This is a genomic window from Cupriavidus ulmosensis, from assembly GCF_977008105.1.
In genome coordinates this window covers 2175920-2192300 of sequence record NZ_CDRMWP010000001.1, presented here as the reverse complement: position 1 = coordinate 2192300, position 16381 = coordinate 2175920, and the positions used below count along the sequence as shown (strand labels likewise).

Genomic DNA, 16381 nt, shown 5'->3' with positions numbered 1-16381 from the left:
CCTACCAGGTGGCGCCCGGGTGCTGGCGCGCCAGCGACTGCATCTCGGCCAGCAGGAAGCCCATGTGCTCGGAGTGCTCGCCGTGCTTGCCGGTGGTGACGTGCCGGACCGGGGCCGGCGCCGCGAGCGTGGCCTCGGCCAGCGTCGCCGCCACGTCCTGCTGCCACGCGGCCTGGAGGTCCGCGTTGAGCGGGCCGATGCCGGCCGCGGCCACCGCCGTCTCCACGGCGTCGGCCGAGAAGAACTCCGCGGTGTACGGCATCAGGTAGTCGACCGCGGCCTGCGCGCGCCGGTGCGATTCCGCGGTGCCGTCGCCGAAGCGGACCAGCCATTCGCCGGCGTGCTGCAGGTGATAGCGGGCCTCCTTGAGCGACTTCGCGGCGATCGCCGCCAGTTGCGTATCGGCGGAGGCGCGCAGCGCGGACCACAGGTGGCACATCAGCGCCGCGTAGAGGAAGTTGCGCGTGATGGTCACGGCGTAGTCGCGCGCGGCGCGCGCCGTGCCGGCCAGCGGCCCGGCGTGCGGCAGCTCGGCCAGCGTGTAGTTGGCGAACTCGCGCTCGCCGCGGAAGTAGGCGTAGCTGTCCTCGGTCTTGCGCGCGCCGCCGGCGGCCTCCTCGAGCGCCGCCGCGTGGGAATACAGCAGGCGGGCCTGGCCGATCAGGTCCAGGCTGATGTTGGCCAGCGCGATGTCTTCCTCCAGCGCCGGGCCCTGGCCGCACCATTCGCCGTTGCGCTGGCCGAGGATCAGGGCGTTGTCCGCGAGGCGCAGCACGTAGGACAGATGCGCGGCGGCAGCCGTGGGCATGGTGGTCATGGTGTTCGTCGTGGGCATGGTGGTCGTGGCCCGCCTTACATGTGGTCGACTTCGGCGGGCAGCACGAAGAAGGTCGGGTGGCGGTAGATCTTGTCGCCGGCGGGCTCGAACAGTGATTCCTTGTCGGCCGGGTCGGACGCCGTGATGGCCGCCGACGGCACCACCCAGATGCTCACGCCTTCCTGGCGCCGCGTGTAGACGTCGCGCGCCATGCGCAGCGCGGTGGCGGCGTCGGCCGCGTGCAGGCTGCCGCAGTGCTTGTGGTCCAGGCCCTGCTTGCTGCGGATGAAGACTTCCCAGATCGGCCATTCCTTGCTCATTGCTGTCTCCTGTGCGGTTGCGGGCGGTTGCTGGCGCTGGCGGCTCAGGCGGCTTGCCTGCGCGCGCGCGCCGCCTGCTTTTCGGCGTAGGCCAGCGCGGCCTCGCGCACCCAGGCGCCGTCCTCGTGCGCCTTCACGCGGGTGGCGAGGCGCTCCTTGTTGCATGGCCCGTCGCCGTTGACGACGCGCCAGAATTCTTCCCAGTCGATGGCGCCGTAGTCGTATGCCTTGCGCTGTGCGTTCCATTTCAGGTCGGGGTCGGGCAGCCTCACGCCGAGGACCCTGGCCTGCTCGACGATGGCATCGACGAACTTCTGGCGCAGGTCGTCGTTGGAGATGCGCTTGATGCCCCACTGGAACGACTGCCCGCTGTGGATCGAGTCCTTGTCGCTCGGCCCGAACATCATCAGCACCGGCCACCACCAGCGGTCCACCGCCTGCTGCACCATGTCGCGCTGCGCCTGCGTGCCCTTCATCATCGCCAGCAGGGCGTCGAAGCCCTGGCGCTGGTGGAACGACTCTTCCTTGCAGATGCGGATCATGGCGCGCGCATACGGACCATAGGTGCAGCGGCACAGCGGGATCTGGTTCATGATCGCCGCGCCGTCGACCAGCCAGCCGATCACGCCCACGTCCGCCCAGGTGGGGGTGGGGTAGTTGAAGATGCTCGAATACTTGGCCTTGCCGGCATGCAGCGCGTCCACCAGCTGGTCGCGCGACACGCCCATCGTCTCCGCCGCGCTGTACAGGTAGAGGCCGTGGCCGCCTTCGTCCTGCACCTTGGCCAGCAGGATGGCTTTGCGCTTGAGGCTGGGCGCGCGGCTGATCCAGTTGCCCTCGGGCTGCATGCCGATGATCTCGGAATGCGCGTGCTGCGAGATCTGGCGGACCAGCGTCTTGCGGTAGGCCTCGGGCATCCAGTCCCGCGGCTCGATCTTGCCGTCGGCGCGCATCACCGCGTCGAAGCGGGCCTGCTCGGGAGAAACCTCGGTGTTGTCCGCGGCGGCCGGCTGCTGGCCGCCCGGGAGATCAAGGGACTGGGTGTACATGGGGAAGCTTCCTGGGGGACTGGTGACTGAGTATATTGATAAGCCGACCGTTCGGTCGATGAATTATGAAAATTAAATGAGGGAAAACAATAGTTAGTGGCTCTTGCAGGTGAATCCACCGGCACCCAAAACCAGGGCAAGGCGCACGAAACGACCCGCAAGTGGATTGTTTTTTGTCGCCGAATAAATTTCTATGACTGAATGAAACTAATTATCATTTAGAATGTGCCCCTTCTTTAGCGCCTCTTCAGGCGGGATCAGAGAAAGAAAGGGAGCGTAGTGATGATGGTTGAGAACAGTGTGGCGCAGGCGGCCTCGCGGCGGTTCGCGCGTTGCCTGACGGCGGCGGCGGCGCTTGCGCTGCTGGGGGCGCCCGACGCGCTGCGGGCACAGGAAGCCGGCACGCCGGCGCCGGGCGAAGGCGGCAAGGCCGAGGTGACGCTCGACACGGTGCAGGTCACGGGCAACTGGCTCGGCACCGGCCTGGAGAACAGCGTGCGGACCTTCCCGGGCGCGCGCACGGTGGTGGAGGCCGAGTCCATCCAGGAATCGGGCGCGACGAGCATCAGCGACGTCATGCGGCGCATTCCCGGCGTCCAGGCGACCGACAATTCCGGCACGGCGGGCAGCGCCATCTCGCTGAACATCGGCGTGCGCGGCCTGACCGGCCGCTACACGCCGCGCTCGACGGTGCTGCTCGACGGTATCCCGATGGCGGTGGCGCCCTACGGCCAGCCGCAGCTCTCGTTCGTGCCGGTCAGCCTGGAGAACATCGAGTCGATCGACGTGGTGCGCAGCGGCGGCGCGGTGCGCTACGGCCCGCAGAACGTGGGCGGCGTGATCAACTTCACGACGCGGCCGATCCCGACCACGCCGGGCCTGAGCGGCGATGCCTCGGTGCGCCAGAACATCTACACGCAGGGCGGGGGCCTGAACACGCAATACAGCGCCTTCGTCGGCACGCAGCTCGACAGCGGCCTGGGCCTGGCGCTGCTGTATTCCGGCATGACGGGGCGGGAGTGGCGCGCGGGCAGCGACGACAACGTCAACGACCTCGCGCTGAAGTACCGCTACGCGATCAACGGCACCTCGGAGGTGTACGGCAAGTTCTCGTACTACGACGTGAAGTCGCGCACGCCGGGCGGCCTGACGGTGGCGCAATACAACGCCAACCCGTTCCAGAACACGCGCCCGACCGACTACTGGAGCGGCAACCGCACGGCGTTCGACATCGGCTACATCAACACCTTGTCGGACGCGCAGGAATTCGAGATCCGCGCCTACTACAACGACAGCTATCGCCAGAGCACGCTGATCAGCGGTGCGCAGCTGTCGCACCAGCCGCGCAACTACCAGACCTTCGGCGTGGAGCCGCGCTACACCCAGCGCATCGGTCTGGGCCCGACCACGCATGACGTGACGGTCGGCTATCGCTACATCCGCGAGCGTGGCGACGACAACAGCTTCAACCAGAGCCTGTCCACCGGCATCAGCGGCCCGACCACCACCTTCGACAACGCCACCGACGCGCACGCGGCGTACATCGACGACCGCATCGCGTTCGGCAACTGGCGCCTCACGCCGGGCCTGCGCTTCGAGCACATCGAATCGACCCGCCAGCAGCGCGGCACCACGCAGCAGTTCGACACGGTCAACAACAAGCCGCTGCCGTCGGTGAACCTGTCCTACCTGGTCAACCATGCGTGGACGATCTTCACCGACTACAGCACGTCGTTCGGGCCGGTGCAGAACCTGCAGCTCAACTCGCAGACCGCGAGCAATCCGCTGCAGCCGGAAGTGGCGCGCACCTTCGAGGTCGGCACGCGCTGGCAGGACAGCAAGATCAAGGCCGAGCTGACCGCCTTCAAGATGAAGTTCGACAACCAGATCCTGCAGGTGCCCGGTATCGTGCCGGCCACCTTCCAGAACATCGGCGCGACGCACCACGACGGCGTCGAACTGGCGCTCGACTACACCTTCGACCGCAAGGGCCCGCTGTCCGGCCTGAACGTCTACGCCAACTACACCTATACCAGGGCGATCCAGAAATCGGGCGCGACCTCGGGGCTCGACGTGCCGTTCTACTCGCGCAATACCGACACGCTCGGCGCGCGCTACGCACTGCGCAACTGGACCTTCAACCTGTCCACCACGCACCAGAGTTCGCAGTACTCCGACCTCGCCAACACCGTGGCCGAGTCCGCCGACGGCAGCGTGGGCCGCATCCCGGGCTTCCGCCTGTGGAACATCCAGGCCATGTTCAAGGTGCCGCAGCACAAGAACAGCGAAATCAGCATCGGCCTGAACAACCTGTTCGACAAGCGCTTCTATACGCGCAACGTCGACGGCAACGCCGGCCGCATGGTCGGCGCGCCGCGCATGGTGTACGTGCAGGCGCGCCTGGGGTTCTGAGGGACCTCGCGGCGCAGGGGCGCCTGCGGGAGCAGGGGCTCCGGCCACCGGTGCATGCCGTCCGGCGCGAGTCTGGCGGATGCCTCGCCCGGGTTGACCCATACAGGCCGTGCTCCGTCCGGCGGGCTCGCCTCGGCGCCCCGGCGGTGGGCTATTCGCTGGGCGCGCCGCGCTTGTGCGCGACCAGCTGCATGAGGCGCAGGTCGCGCCAGGCCTGGCGCGCCGCGCGCTGGTCGGCGGGCAGTTCGGCAAGGCGCTCCTGCTCGAGCTTGCCGATCAGCGCATCATCCCATTGCCGCGGCGTGGCCTGCTTTGCGATGTCGAGGTAGAGCGGGCCATAGCGCCCGCAATAGTCGCGCAGGCCGCCCGGCGCGTTGAGGTCGATGGTCTCCATCGGCCCCATGAACGACCAGCGCAGGCCGAGTCCATCCTTGACCGCCTTGTCGATGTCGGCGCCGCTCACATAGCCGTCTTCCACCAGCCGGAACGCTTCGGCGAGCAGGGCGCCTTGAAGGCGGTTGACGATGAAGCCCTGGATCTCGCGCTTCACGATGATCGGCACCTGGCCCGCGCGCGTATAGATCGCGCTTGCGCGCTCGATCACGTCCGGGTCGGTCCACGGCGCCGGCACCAGTTCGACCAGCGGTACCACGGACGGCGGATTGATCGGATGGCCGACGAAGTAGCGCCGCCGGCCGGCCAGGTCCTCGGTGAAGCTCGACGCCGGAATGCCCGAGGTCGAGCTGGCGATCAGCGTGTCGGGCCCCGCGAGCTTGTCGAGCAGCGCGTAGACTTCGCGCTTCGCGGCAACGGTTTCCCGCACGTTTTCCTGCACGAAGTCCGCGCCGCGCATGGCTTCCTCGAGCGACTGCGTGACGCGCACCCGCTCGATCACGGATTCGGGCGCCTCGCCGATCAGGCCAAGTTCGTGCTGCCCGGCCAGCGCGGCCAGGATGGTGCCGCGCGCGGTGGCCACCGCGTCCTTGTCGACGTCGTACAGCGTCACCGTGTGGCCGGCGCGGGCGAACACCGATGCCCAGGCGCAGCCGATCAGGCCGGCGCCAATGATTGCGATTTTTTCCATCGTCGAGTGTTCCTGTTGTTGCGGCTGTTGCTGCAACTGTTGTTGCGATGTTCCCCAGCGGGAACGATTGGCGGGGGAGGTTGCGCGCCGGCCTGCGCCGCGCCGGCGCGGCGGGTCAGTTCATGGTGATGTGCCCGTCCTTGATGACCTTGCCCCATTTGGCGATCTCGGTATCGACGAACCTGGCCAGTTCCTCCGACGAGCCGCCGCCGGCCTGCGCGCCCTGCTCGACGAGCGCGGCCTTGATCTCGGGGCTGCGCAGCACGGCGTCGGCATCCTGCTGGATCTTCTTCACGATCGCCGGCGGCGTGCCGGCGGGCGCGAACAGCGCGCTCCAGGTGTAGGCGCTGAAGCCGGGCAGGCCGCTTTCGGCCACGGTCGGCGTGTCGGGCCAGGACGAGTCGCGCTGCTCGGTGCCGATCGCCAGCAGCTTGAGCTTGCGGTTCTTCACCTGCGGCCCGGACGACAGCGCCGCGTCGAACAATATGTGGCAGGTGCCGGCGATGGTGTCGACGATGGCCGGGCCGCTGCCCTTGTAGGGCACGTGCGTGAGCTGGGGCAGGGCGGCCATCGACTTGAAGAGCTCCCCGGCCAGGTGCGAAGGCGACCCCGGGCCGATGGAGCAATAGTTGGCGGTGCTCTTGTTCGCCTTGGCCCAGGCGATGAACGACTTCACGTCGTTGTAGGGCGCGTTGGCCGGCGCCACCATCAGCAGCGGGATCGTCATGCCGCGCACGATGGGCACGAAATCCCTGACCGGGTCGTAGGGCAGTTTTTCGAACAGGCTGACGTTGATCGTATGCGGGCCGTTGCCGTTCATCAGCAGCGTGTAGCCGTCCGGATCGGCGCGGGCCGCGACCTCGGTGCCGATGATGCCCGATGCCCCGCCGCGGTTGTCGACCACGACGGCCTGGCCCCAGCGCTTGGTCAGGCCCTTGGCGAGCAGCCGCGTGAGGATGTCGGTGGAGCCGCCGGCCGGGTAGGGCACCACGATGCGGACCGGCTTGTCCGGATACGGCCCGGCCGCCTGCGCGGCGCCGGCGCCGAGCACAGCGCCGACCAGGCAACTGGCGAGGGCGAACTTGGATTTCATGTTGTCTCCTTCTTGGCCGCTTCTGTCGAGCGTGCCTGTTGTATCTGCTGTCGGGCTTTGCCGCGAACGGGGGTCAGGCCGCGGCGCGCTGGGCCCACAATTCCGGCAGGACGTCTTCCAGCCCGTCCGCGAGGGAGGCGGAGATGGTGGTGCGCACGATGGAGCGGGGCAGCGTTCCGCCCCAGGGGCGGCCGCGGTGCATCGTGGCGCGGTTGTCCCACATGATCACGTCGCCCGGGCGCCAGGCGTGCACGTACGTATGGCCGGGTTCGGTGGCGCGCCCGACGAGGCTCTCCAGCAGCGCCGCGCCCTCCTGCGGCGCCATGCCTTCGATGGCGCCCGCGTGCGAGGCGAGGTACAGGGCGCAGCGGCCGTTGACCGGATTGCGCCAGGTCAGGCGGCGGCGCACCGGGGGCAGGGCAGCGTGCTCCTCCGGCGTCATCATGCCGGGATCGATCTTGTTGCGCGAGGTGGCGTAGCTGTGGATGGCGACCGCATCGCGCAGCCGGGACTGCTCCGCGGCGTCCAGGCGCTCCCAGGCGGCGCGCGTGGAGGTGAACTCGGTCTCGCCGCCCTGTTCGGGAATGACGCGGGCCGACAGCACCGAAGCCAGCGCCGGCAGGCGCTTGAACGAGCTGTCGGTATGCCATAGCTGGTTGGCGCGCGCCACGATCATCGCCATGTCCCGCAGCGGCACGACCTGCCCGTCGGGGCCGATGTTGTTCATCCGCGAGTAGAACGTGCCATGCCCGACGGAGCCGACCTTGACCAGCTCGAGCGGGCCGAAGCCACGCGAGAAGGTGGCCTGGATGTCGTCGCTGATCGGCTGGTCGCGCCAGACCAGCAGCGAATGCTCTTCGAACGCGGCGCGTACCGCCGCGAAGGCATCGGCATTCGATACCGCGTCGATCAGGTTGATGCCGCTGATCTCCGCCCCAAACTCTTCGTGCAATTGCTCGATGCGCATGACTTGTCTCCTTTTCTTGTGTGTAGCGGGGCGCCATCGCGGCGCCCGGTTACGTGGCAAAAAGTCTAGCACCGCGCCCTGGGCGGACAGGCGGGAAAGGCGCCTCCCGCCTGCATTTACACATATATGAAAGGAGGGGAAGCGGTCAGCAGGGAGCGGTCTCGGAACGAGCGGTGCCGGCGGGGACTTCCACGCCGCCGGCCGGCCGGGGCGCGGCCGTGTCCAGTGCCGCGATGCCCTCGCGCATCGCGTGTATGACACGCTCCTGGATGGTCTCCAGGCGCTCGACCGGGCCGGAGACGGCCAGCGCGAACAGCCGGCCGAAGCGCCGCTCGGGCAGCACCATGCAGATGCCGCCGGCGCCCGGCTCGAGCGTGTGCTTGTTGAACAGGTAGCCATCGCGGCGGCCCTGCTCGACATGCGCCATCAGCTCGGCGAGCTTCACCTTCCGGGCCGGATCGGGCTCGTGGAAGTTGATGCGGCGCACCAGTTCCTCGATCTCCGCATCGGTGCGCGCGCCCAGCATGATCCAGCCGCTGCCGGAGCGGGCCAGGGGCCGGATCGTGCCGATCGGAACCGAGTACCAGATCGGCAGGCGCGAGGGAATCAGGTAGACGTACTGGACGTAGAGGTCGCTCTGCGCGCTGAGCGTGATGCACTCGCCGAACGCCTCCGACAACTGCTGCATCAGCCGCAGCACTTCTTCGTTCTGGCCGAAGATGGCCTGCTGAATCCAGTTGCCCAGCGAGGTGATGCGCATGGTGGGCATGTAGGTGCGCGAGAACCGGTCGTAGTCCAGGTAGCCGAGCGCCACGAGGCTCTTGAGCACCGCGGACGCGCTCGACGGCGGATAGCCGAAGCGCTGGGTGAAGTCCTTCAGCGCCATAGGGCGCTGCACGTTTTCAAACGCCTCGAAGATTTCGAAGACGCGTTTCGATGTCTTGATCGGAGATTCGGGCATGGCTGGGGGCTAGGGCACTAGGCGGGCCGATCGGCCTCTTTGGCGTGTTGCCCATGATACGAGCCTTTGGCGTCGGTACGGAACCGAGGGTTGTACTAGGCCGGCATCGCGGCCCCGGCATGACAAGCGGTCGATGGCCGTCTTTTCATTTGTTATTGACACATCGATCCATAATCACTATCGTTGCCGGCATGGTGAGACCACGGGAATTCGATCGCGACGCCGCGCTGGCCACGGCAACCAGGCTGTTCTGGGCCAAAGGCTTCGCCGCGACGTCGACAGATGATTTGCTCAAGGCGATGGGCATCGGCCGGCAGAGCATGTACAACGCGTTCGGCGACAAGCGGCAGTTGTACCTGGAAGTCCTGCAGACCTATCAGCAGAACGTGCTGGCGGGGCATCTGAAGCGGCTGAACGCAGCCGCGTCGCCGCTGGACGGCATGCGTGAACTACTTCGCGGGCTTATTGCCGACGACGACGGGCAACGGGCACTGGGCTGCCTCGGGGTGTGCGCGGTGGGCGAGTTCGGCACCACGGATGCCGAGGTCCTCGACATGGCGCATCGCGTCGCCGTGACACTCGGGGCGCGCATCGTGGAACGGATCCGGGAAGCGCAGGAGATCGGCGAGATCGATCCCGCTGCCGATCCCGCGCAGGCCGCCGCCTTCATCCAGACGACGATGGCCGGTCTGCAGGTTGCCGCCCGCGCCGGCGCCGGCCGGGAAGCGCTGCACACGCTCGCGGAATTCGCTGTTGGCCGCCTCAAGGCGGTTTGAGAATCTGGCGCGCGCCTCGCCAGCGAGGCAGGCGCTTTTTTTTGGTCTGTTATTGACTGATTGATCCACAAAGGAAGGAAAAATGAACCAGGCAAGTGCACAGGCACGCAAGGCAGCACTCGTATTCGGCGGCTCGCGCGGCATCGGCGCGGCAATCGTCGACCGTCTCGCCACGGATGGCTTCGCTGTCGCATTCACCTATGTGTCGAGCGCCGACAAGGCGAAAACCCTCGTCGATCGCATCGCGGAGCAGGGCGGCCAGGCACTCGCGATACAGGCCGACAGCGCCGACCCGGCCGCGATCCGCAATGCCGTCGCGCAGGCGGTGGAGCGATTCGGCGACATCGACGTGACGGTCGTCAACGCGGGCGTCTTCCGCATGGGCACCATCGACGCGGTCAGCCTCGAGGATCTCGACCTGATGCTGAACGTCAACGTCCGCGGCGTGTATCTGTCGATCCAGGCCACCGTGCCGCATCTGAAGCCCGGCGCGCGCGTGATCACGATCGGCAGCAATGTCGCGCTCCACACCCGCACACCCGGCGCCAGCGTGTATCAGCTAACCAAGACCGCGCTCGCCGGCATGGTCAAGGGCGTCGCGCTCGATCTGGCGCCGCGAGGCATCACCGTCAACAACATCCAGCCCGGCCCCACGGAAACGGACATGACCGCGGGCGCGCTCGACATGCTGGCGGGAATGAACCCGCTGAAACGAGTGGCGCAGCCCGGGGAAATTGCCGGTCTTGTTGCTTATCTTGCGGGGGATGAGGCGGGTTACGTTACCGGGGCAAGCCTGACTATTGATGGGGGTTTCACGCTGTAGCTTTAGCGTGGGGGCGCGGCCGTCGATTTGCTGCCGGCTTGCGTGGGCGGGTTCGGTGTTGGGGGATGGTGGATTTTGGGTGGGTGCGGTTTTCTTGAGTGCCTGGAAGCTGGGGTTGGTCATGGTGGTTCTGGCATCTGTTTTTCGCATAATGATGATTATGTAAAATCATGAAGAGACCAAACCAGGATGGACCTAGATATCCCCATCCGGAATCCGATACACCGCAATCGCGACGTCCCCGCTCTCGTCTTCGATGACCTCCAACGCATGGTTGATGAGATCAGGCATGGTTTCAAGTTCTTGAATCGCATATCTGAACAGCTCGCGCTGGCGATCCGCGGTCATCGGGAACGGAGACACCAGGCAAACCAGGCCCGCATGGATGGGTTCCCTGGCGTGAAGGCCTGTCCGTGGCCCTCCGGCCGGGCCGCGAAAGTCCACCGCATTGTGGGTGACGAGCGTGAAGTCCGCAGCCACCGCATGGCGGATCAACTGATGATCTTTCGCGCCCGAGCAGCCTCGATCCCTCACGCACGTCGATTCCGGATACCCCGATTCGCGAGCGATTTGCGCGAGTCCTGGCCAAAGGCACTCGTCTATGAGGAATTTAAAGGTCACGCCGGTTCTGTCCGCGGCGGACAACTTTGTGCGACACGAGAGCCGCACCAGCATCGATGTCCGCAATGCGGCGCGGGCGTCCCGGCCGGGGATGGGCCTGGACATAGACACGCGCGTCGTCGATCAACCGCTCGTTCAGGAACGGATAGGCTTCCTGCAGTTCCGCAATGGTTGCGCCGGCTTCGGTCGCTGCCACGATATGGGCCACCGGCAATCGCGTACCGGCAAAACATGGCGTACCGCTCAGAATCTCGGGATCTTCGACGACGCTCTTTTCCGCTTCCTGGACCCGGCTGGCCCGGTTCAGTGCCGTTTCAACGCATCGGTCCAGTGTCACCGTCAGGAAGTCGTGATGTATCGACCAGTCGAAGTCAGCATGGAGCACCGTTGTATTCAGGGCCAGAAACGCATCGAAATCGGGGCGGCGTTCCAGGCGCGCGGTCAGGTCCCAGATCACTTGCCGGCGAGCCGAACGAGTGAGTTCATCCTGCGTTTGAAAATAGAAGGAGGCAAAGGCGGCGGTCAGCGGCGCGAAGCGTCGGCCATGATCCCGAAGAAACAAGGCTCGCGGCAGTACATCGGTATCAACCAGCCGGTTGATATCGGTGTCGGTTACGTCGGCCATGAACGCGACATGCGCGGCGGACACGGACTTGCCAGCGGTCAGCATGAGGTGCTCCTTTCGTTTCCCGCAACAAGAAATCATTCCCTGAAGCGGGAATAGTTTATCTCATGTCGACGGGGTTCGTGCCATGCCTCAAACCGCAGCGGTCTGCCGCCCTTCCCTCACGGCCATCACCGCCTCGCTCACCCCGCCACTCCCCAGCAACGTCCTCCGGAAACTCTCCACCAGCGGCCGCAGGTTGATCCTGTGCCACGCGGCCCACAGCGGTGTGCGGTAGCTGAACCACGACAGTTCGCGCAGCACCACGCCGGCGGGCGCCTGGTGGCGCAGGCTTTGCTGGATCATGGTCATGCCGAGTCCGGCGGCGACCAGGCCGAGGGCGGCCAGCGGTTCGGTGGCTTCCATCGTGATGTCGGGCGTGAAGCCGGCGCGCGCGCAGGCGGCGACGAAGGTGTCGTGCCGCAGCGCGCTTTCCTTGTGCATCACGCCGATCCACTTCTGCGCGGCGAGGTCGTCGGGCGTGAGGCGTTCCGTGGCGGCCAGCGGATGGCCCTCGGGCAGCGCCAGCAGCATGGGGTCGTTGAGCACCTGGGCGGCGTCGAGGTCGGGGTCGTCGGCCGGCGGCGGCTCGCAGACCAGGGCGATGTCGAGGCTGCGCTGCCGCAGGCCTTCGAGCTGCGCCTCGGACTGCTGGTTGTACAGCGCGATATGCACCGCCGGGCGTTTGCCGCGCAGGTCGCGCAGGGCATTGGGCAGCACGCCGGAGTGCATCGCGTATTCCAGGTAGCCGATGCACAGGCCGCCTTCGTCGCCCTTGCCGAGCCGGCGCGCGAGCGATTCGAGGCGGTTGGCATGGGTCAGGAAGGCGCGCGTCTCGGCCAGGAACGTGCGTCCGTCGGTGGTCAGGCGGATGCGCTGCTGCGAGCGCTCGAATAGCGTCAGACCGAGTTTTTCCTCGAGCTGGGCGATCTGCCGGCTTAGCGGCGACTGCGAAATGTGCAGCCGCTCGGCGGCCCGGCCGACGTGCTCGTCCTCGGCGACGGCAACGAAATAGTGAAGCTGGCGGATGTCTAGCATGTCGGGCTCTCTTCGGATCCGGTCATCGGTCCCAATCAGACCTATAAGACCTGTCAGACCAATAAGACCTTACGGGACTCAAGTGAGCCATATTCTGTCTTGGACAGACTTAACTTGCAACCCTAGACTTGCCTCACCCAAGTCACTCCTTCACCGGACTTCACTGGAGCAAGTCATGAGCATTAAAGACAAACTGCCTGCCGGCACCCTCCTCGGCTTTGGCACCGCGCCGCTGGGCAACATGTTCCGCGACATTCCCGAGGCCGAGGCCGCCGCCACCGTCGACGCGGCCTGGGACCACGGCATCCGCTATTTCGACACCGCGCCGTTCTACGGTGCCGGCCTGTCGGAGATCCGCCTGGGCCGCGCGCTGGCCCGGCGCAACCGTGACGACTACGTGCTCAGCACCAAGGTCGGCCGCCTGATCCTGGACGAGGTGGAAGACGCCAGCACCCGCGATCTCGGCGAGAAAGGCGGCCTGTTCGCCACCGGCCGGCCCAACAAGATGGTCAACGATTATTCGGCCGACGCCACGCTGCGCTCGATCGAGGACAGCCTCCGGCGCCTGGGCACGGACCGCCTCGACATCGTCTGGGTGCACGACATCGCCCAGGATTTCTACGGCGACGAATGGCTCGCCAGATTCGAGAGCGCGCGCACCGGCGCGTTCCGCGTGCTGACCCGCCTGCGCGAGGAAGGCGTGATCAAGGCCTGGGGCCTGGGCGTGAACCGCGTCGAGCCGATCGAGCTGACGCTGGACCTGGCCGAGGCGCAGCCCGACGGCTTCCTGCTGGCCGGCCGCTACACGCTGCTGGACCATGCGCGCGCGCTGCAGCGCCTGATGCCGGCGGCGGCCGCGCGCCGGGCCGAGATCGTGGTCGGCGGCCCGTACAGTTCGGGCATCCTGGCCGGCGGCGCGCATTTCGAGTATCAGACGGCGCCCGCGGAAATCGTCGCCAGGGTCGAGCGCATCAAGGCGGTCGCGCGGCGCCACGGCGTCGGCATCAAGGCCGCCGCGCTGCAGTTCTCGCTGGCCAACCCCGCCGTCGCGGCGGTGATCCCCGGCGCGAGCCGACCCGAGCGCATCGCCGAGGACATGGCGGCGCTGGCGGAGACCATCCCGGCGGAGTTCTGGCGCGAGATGCGCGAGCAGAAGCTGGTGGCCGCCGACGCGCCGCTGCCCGGCGATCACGCCTGAGCCCCGGGAGCCCGACATGGCAAGCGCTTCCGCAACCATCACGATCCCGGCTTCGCCCGAGCGGGTCTGGCAACTGATCGGCGGCTTCAACGCGCTGCCCGACTGGCTGCCCTACATCCCGAGCAGCGAGCTATCCGAAGGCGGCCGCGTGCGCCGCCTCGCCACCCCCGGCGGCGACGTCATCGTCGAGCGCCTGCTGGCATTCGACGAGGCGAACCGCAGCTACAGTTACGCGATCCTCGAAGCGCCGTTCCCGGTGACGGGCTACCGCTCCACGCTGCAGGTGCGGCCGGCCGGTGACGGGCAAGGCGCGCGCGTCGACTGGTCCGGCGAGTTCACGCCGGCCGGCGTCGGCGACGCCGAGGCCGAGCGCCTGTTCGAGGGCATCTACCGCGACGGCCTGCAGGCGCTGGCCGCCGCGTTCGCCGGCGGCGGGCCAGGCGCGGCGTCCTGACGGCGGGCGGGCGCCCTCTTCCGCCTCTCGATGTCCGGCCATCACCAGTTCTGGTGATGCCGCGCCGGGCCGCCCACGGCAATAATGGAACAGCCGCATCCCCCACGCCGGCCGCCCGCGACGGGCCGCTGGCGGGCGGCGGGTCCCGCCCAGGGCGTACCGAACCGCAAGTGCCTTCTCCCCGATACGACAATGTGCAACGTCATCAACCCGGCCGCCACCGGCGGCTCGCGCTCCTACGGAGAACTGGTGGAGATCGCGTCCGGCGCGCTGCTGATCGTCGGGCGCATGCGCAACCTCGAAGCCGGCGTCTCTTCCGTCGCCAACGCGGTCATGTACAAGTCCGGCACGCGGCTGGTGGTGATCGACGTGGGCGCGACCGCGGGCTTTCGCGCCTATCTGGACGAAGCCGCCCGCCGGCTCCAGCCCTATGACCGGGTCACGCTGATCTCCACGCACGGGCATTGCGACCACACCGGCAACAACGGCTGGATCGACACGCTGGGCGTGCCCGCCGAAGCCTATATGTCCGTGCGCGACCTGGCGATGATGCGCGACCAGATCAACACCTTCGTGCCGATGTTCGACGAGGCCCGGCCGTTCGTGCCGGGCATGCCGGCGGGCCGGGTGCTGGCGGAGAGCGCCATCGGGCAGTTCGGCACGCTCGACGTCGAAACCCGCTCGCTGACGCTGCTGGAATCGCTGCCGTCCGAGGAAATCCGCATCGGCAGCACGTTGTGGAACGGCTGGCGGCTGTTCGGCGGCGAGGTCGTGGCGCTGAAGACCCAGGGCCACACGGTCGGCCACGTGGCCGTGCTGCTGCCGGCCATCGGCCATCTCCATCTTGCCGACGAGACCACCAGCTATTACCAGGCGTTCAGCGGCGGTAGCCCGGAAACCAACCTGCTTACGCTCGAGCGCACCGCGCAGGCGCTCAGGGAAGGCGCGATCCGCTCGCTCACGGACGGGCATTCGTTCGAGTTCTACCCACGCGAGCAGGCCACGGCCTACCTCGAGCGCCTGGTAGGCAGCGCCCTCGCCTTCGATGCCGCGATCACGCGCATCCTGCGCGAGCACCCCGGCGGCATCCGGGTTCCCGACCTGATGGCGAAGCTGCGCGCCGCACCCGAGATGGAAGGCGCGCCGATGTCGGCGGAAGCCAACCCGATCCTGCCGGTCATGCAGTTGCTGAACAAGATGAAGGAGCTCGGCGTCCCGGTGCCGGCGGAAGGGGAAGGACTGCTGCGCTTTCCGCGCTGACGGATTTTTCCACCCCGCGCTAGATCAGCATCCCGGCGATCGACTCGAACTGCCGCAGGTTGCTCGCGCCCATCTTGCGCAGGATGCTGCGGATCTGCGTGCGCACGGTGTCGGGCGAGACGTTGCGGCTGCGCGCCACCTGCGCGGCCGTGGCCCCGCCCGCCAGCGCCGCGGCCACGGCGGCCTCGACCCGGGTCAGCCCGAACAATTCGGTCAGCGCGCTCTGGCGGCGCGCGACGGTATCCGCGAGGTCGCGCAGCATGACCACGGCCATGCCGGCCGCCGCGCCGCCTCCGTCATCCGCGGCGCCCGGCAGGCGCCGCCACGGCACCGGTGTCACCAGCAGTTCGACCGGCGCGGTGGCCTCGCCCCGGACTCCCAGGCGCAGCCGTCCGCCCGCTCCGCCGTGCGCGGCGGTGGCCGCCAGCGCGGCCAGGCGGGCGTCCTCGCGCGCGTCGCGCAGGACCAGCCGCACCGGCTGCCCGCCGGCAGCGGGGCCGCCCGCCGCCATGCGCAGGCTGGCCTGTGGCCGCCGCGCCAGCGCGCCGGCCGCGTCGTTGGCGAACACCACGCGCATGGCGTCGTCCACCACCACCACGGCCAGCGGCATCGATTCGAGCGCGGCGAGCCCCGCCAGCGCGCGCTGGCGGTCGGCGGCGGGCCAGCGGTCTTGCGCCGCGGCCGCGTCGTAGATGCCGCCAATCAGTCCCGGCAATGCCTCGTTGGTCATTTCTGCTCCGGCGCGGGCACGAACGCGATCACAAGCATGATCACGCACGATCACAAGCGCGATGAGGCGGGAACGACAGCCGGCACGCGCATGCCGCGCGTGCGGCGGGCGGCA

At 67.7% G+C, this 16381-nt stretch carries 17 protein-coding genes; 6 read left to right on the top strand and 11 right to left on the bottom strand.

Annotated features, from left to right (window positions below):
* Position 1 precedes the first annotated feature (1 nt).
* From paaC to paaA, 3 genes are read right to left on the bottom strand one after another with little or no spacing between them, the layout of a single operon-like run.
* Positions 2-817, bottom strand: coding sequence for a 1,2-phenylacetyl-CoA epoxidase subunit PaaC (gene paaC / locus ACWTPI_RS10025; RefSeq protein WP_454732465.1), 816 nt, complete (start codon positions 815-817; stop codon positions 2-4).
* Between the two features lie 35 nt (positions 818-852).
* On the bottom strand, positions 853-1137 hold the full coding sequence (gene paaB / locus ACWTPI_RS10020; RefSeq protein WP_020205959.1) for a 1,2-phenylacetyl-CoA epoxidase subunit PaaB: 285 nt from the start codon (positions 1135-1137) through the stop codon (positions 853-855).
* A gap of 44 nt (positions 1138-1181) precedes the next feature.
* Complete coding sequence (gene paaA / locus ACWTPI_RS10015; protein WP_454731589.1) at positions 1182-2186, bottom strand: 1,2-phenylacetyl-CoA epoxidase subunit PaaA; 1005 nt, start codon at positions 2184-2186, stop codon at positions 1182-1184.
* 282 nt (positions 2187-2468) lie between these two features.
* On the opposite strand from paaA, the gene ACWTPI_RS10010 reads away from it, so the two are divergent.
* A complete protein-coding gene (locus ACWTPI_RS10010; RefSeq protein WP_454731588.1) occupies positions 2469-4598 on the top strand; it encodes a TonB-dependent receptor family protein in 2130 nt (709 codons plus the stop codon).
* 151 nt (positions 4599-4749) lie between these two features.
* Here the strand turns inward: ACWTPI_RS10010 and ACWTPI_RS10005 are convergent, their stop codons facing one another.
* The 4 genes from ACWTPI_RS10005 to ACWTPI_RS09990 form a co-directional block, all read right to left on the bottom strand.
* The gene (locus ACWTPI_RS10005) at positions 4750-5682 is read right to left on the bottom strand and encodes a 3-hydroxyacyl-CoA dehydrogenase (RefSeq protein ID WP_454731587.1); all 933 of its coding nucleotides are present in this window, start codon (positions 5680-5682) and stop codon (positions 4750-4752) included.
* A 115-nt stretch (positions 5683-5797) separates the two neighbouring features.
* Positions 5798-6775, bottom strand: a complete 978-nt coding sequence (locus ACWTPI_RS10000) for a tripartite tricarboxylate transporter substrate binding protein (protein WP_454731586.1) — start codon at positions 6773-6775, stop codon at positions 5798-5800.
* Positions 6776-6848: 73 nt separating this feature from the next.
* Positions 6849-7742: a TauD/TfdA dioxygenase family protein gene (locus tag ACWTPI_RS09995; RefSeq protein ID WP_454731585.1), complete on the bottom strand. Its 894-nt coding sequence runs from the start codon at positions 7740-7742 to the stop codon at positions 6849-6851.
* Between the two features lie 145 nt (positions 7743-7887).
* Entirely contained in the window at positions 7888-8703 is an 816-nt protein-coding gene (locus ACWTPI_RS09990) for an IclR family transcriptional regulator (RefSeq protein WP_020206924.1), read from the bottom strand.
* Positions 8704-8894: 191 nt separating this feature from the next.
* Here ACWTPI_RS09990 and ACWTPI_RS09985 point away from each other — a divergent pair, with 191 nt between their 5' ends.
* Positions 8895-9479 carry a TetR/AcrR family transcriptional regulator gene (locus ACWTPI_RS09985; RefSeq protein ID WP_454731584.1) on the top strand — a complete coding sequence of 195 codons (585 nt, stop codon included), beginning with the start codon at positions 8895-8897 and terminating at the stop codon, positions 9477-9479.
* Between the two features lie 82 nt (positions 9480-9561).
* Entirely contained in the window at positions 9562-10302 is a 741-nt protein-coding gene (locus ACWTPI_RS09980; protein ID WP_454731583.1) for an SDR family oxidoreductase, read from the top strand.
* Between the two features lie 195 nt (positions 10303-10497).
* On the opposite strand, the gene ACWTPI_RS09975 is transcribed toward ACWTPI_RS09980, so the two are convergent.
* The 3 genes from ACWTPI_RS09975 to ACWTPI_RS09965 form a co-directional block, all read right to left on the bottom strand.
* Complete coding sequence (locus ACWTPI_RS09975) at positions 10498-10923, bottom strand: DUF5615 family PIN-like protein (RefSeq protein WP_454731582.1); 426 nt, start codon at positions 10921-10923, stop codon at positions 10498-10500.
* The gene (locus tag ACWTPI_RS09970; RefSeq protein ID WP_454731581.1) at positions 10913-11593 is read right to left on the bottom strand and encodes a DUF433 domain-containing protein; all 681 of its coding nucleotides are present in this window, start codon (positions 11591-11593) and stop codon (positions 10913-10915) included. The genes ACWTPI_RS09975 and ACWTPI_RS09970 overlap by 11 nt, the downstream gene beginning before the upstream one ends.
* Positions 11594-11680: 87 nt before the next feature.
* Positions 11681-12625, bottom strand: a complete 945-nt coding sequence (locus ACWTPI_RS09965; RefSeq protein WP_454731580.1) for a LysR substrate-binding domain-containing protein — start codon at positions 12623-12625, stop codon at positions 11681-11683.
* Between the two features lie 175 nt (positions 12626-12800).
* Between ACWTPI_RS09965 and ACWTPI_RS09960 the strand changes: the two genes are divergently transcribed.
* The 3 genes from ACWTPI_RS09960 to ACWTPI_RS09950 all read left to right on the top strand — a co-directional run bounded on the left by ACWTPI_RS09960 (position 12801) and on the right by ACWTPI_RS09950 (position 15537).
* Complete coding sequence (locus tag ACWTPI_RS09960) at positions 12801-13823, top strand: aldo/keto reductase (protein ID WP_454731579.1); 1023 nt, start codon at positions 12801-12803, stop codon at positions 13821-13823.
* Positions 13824-13839: 16 nt separating this feature from the next.
* On the top strand, positions 13840-14277 hold the full coding sequence (locus ACWTPI_RS09955; protein WP_020206681.1) for an SRPBCC family protein: 438 nt from the start codon (positions 13840-13842) through the stop codon (positions 14275-14277).
* 192 nt (positions 14278-14469) lie between these two features.
* Complete coding sequence (locus tag ACWTPI_RS09950) at positions 14470-15537, top strand: MBL fold metallo-hydrolase (RefSeq protein WP_454731578.1); 1068 nt, start codon at positions 14470-14472, stop codon at positions 15535-15537.
* A 19-nt stretch (positions 15538-15556) separates the two neighbouring features.
* Here the strand turns inward: ACWTPI_RS09950 and ACWTPI_RS09945 are convergent, their stop codons facing one another.
* Positions 15557-16267, bottom strand: coding sequence for a LuxR C-terminal-related transcriptional regulator (locus ACWTPI_RS09945; protein ID WP_454731577.1), 711 nt, complete (start codon positions 16265-16267; stop codon positions 15557-15559).
* Positions 16268-16381: the final 114 nt, after the last annotated feature.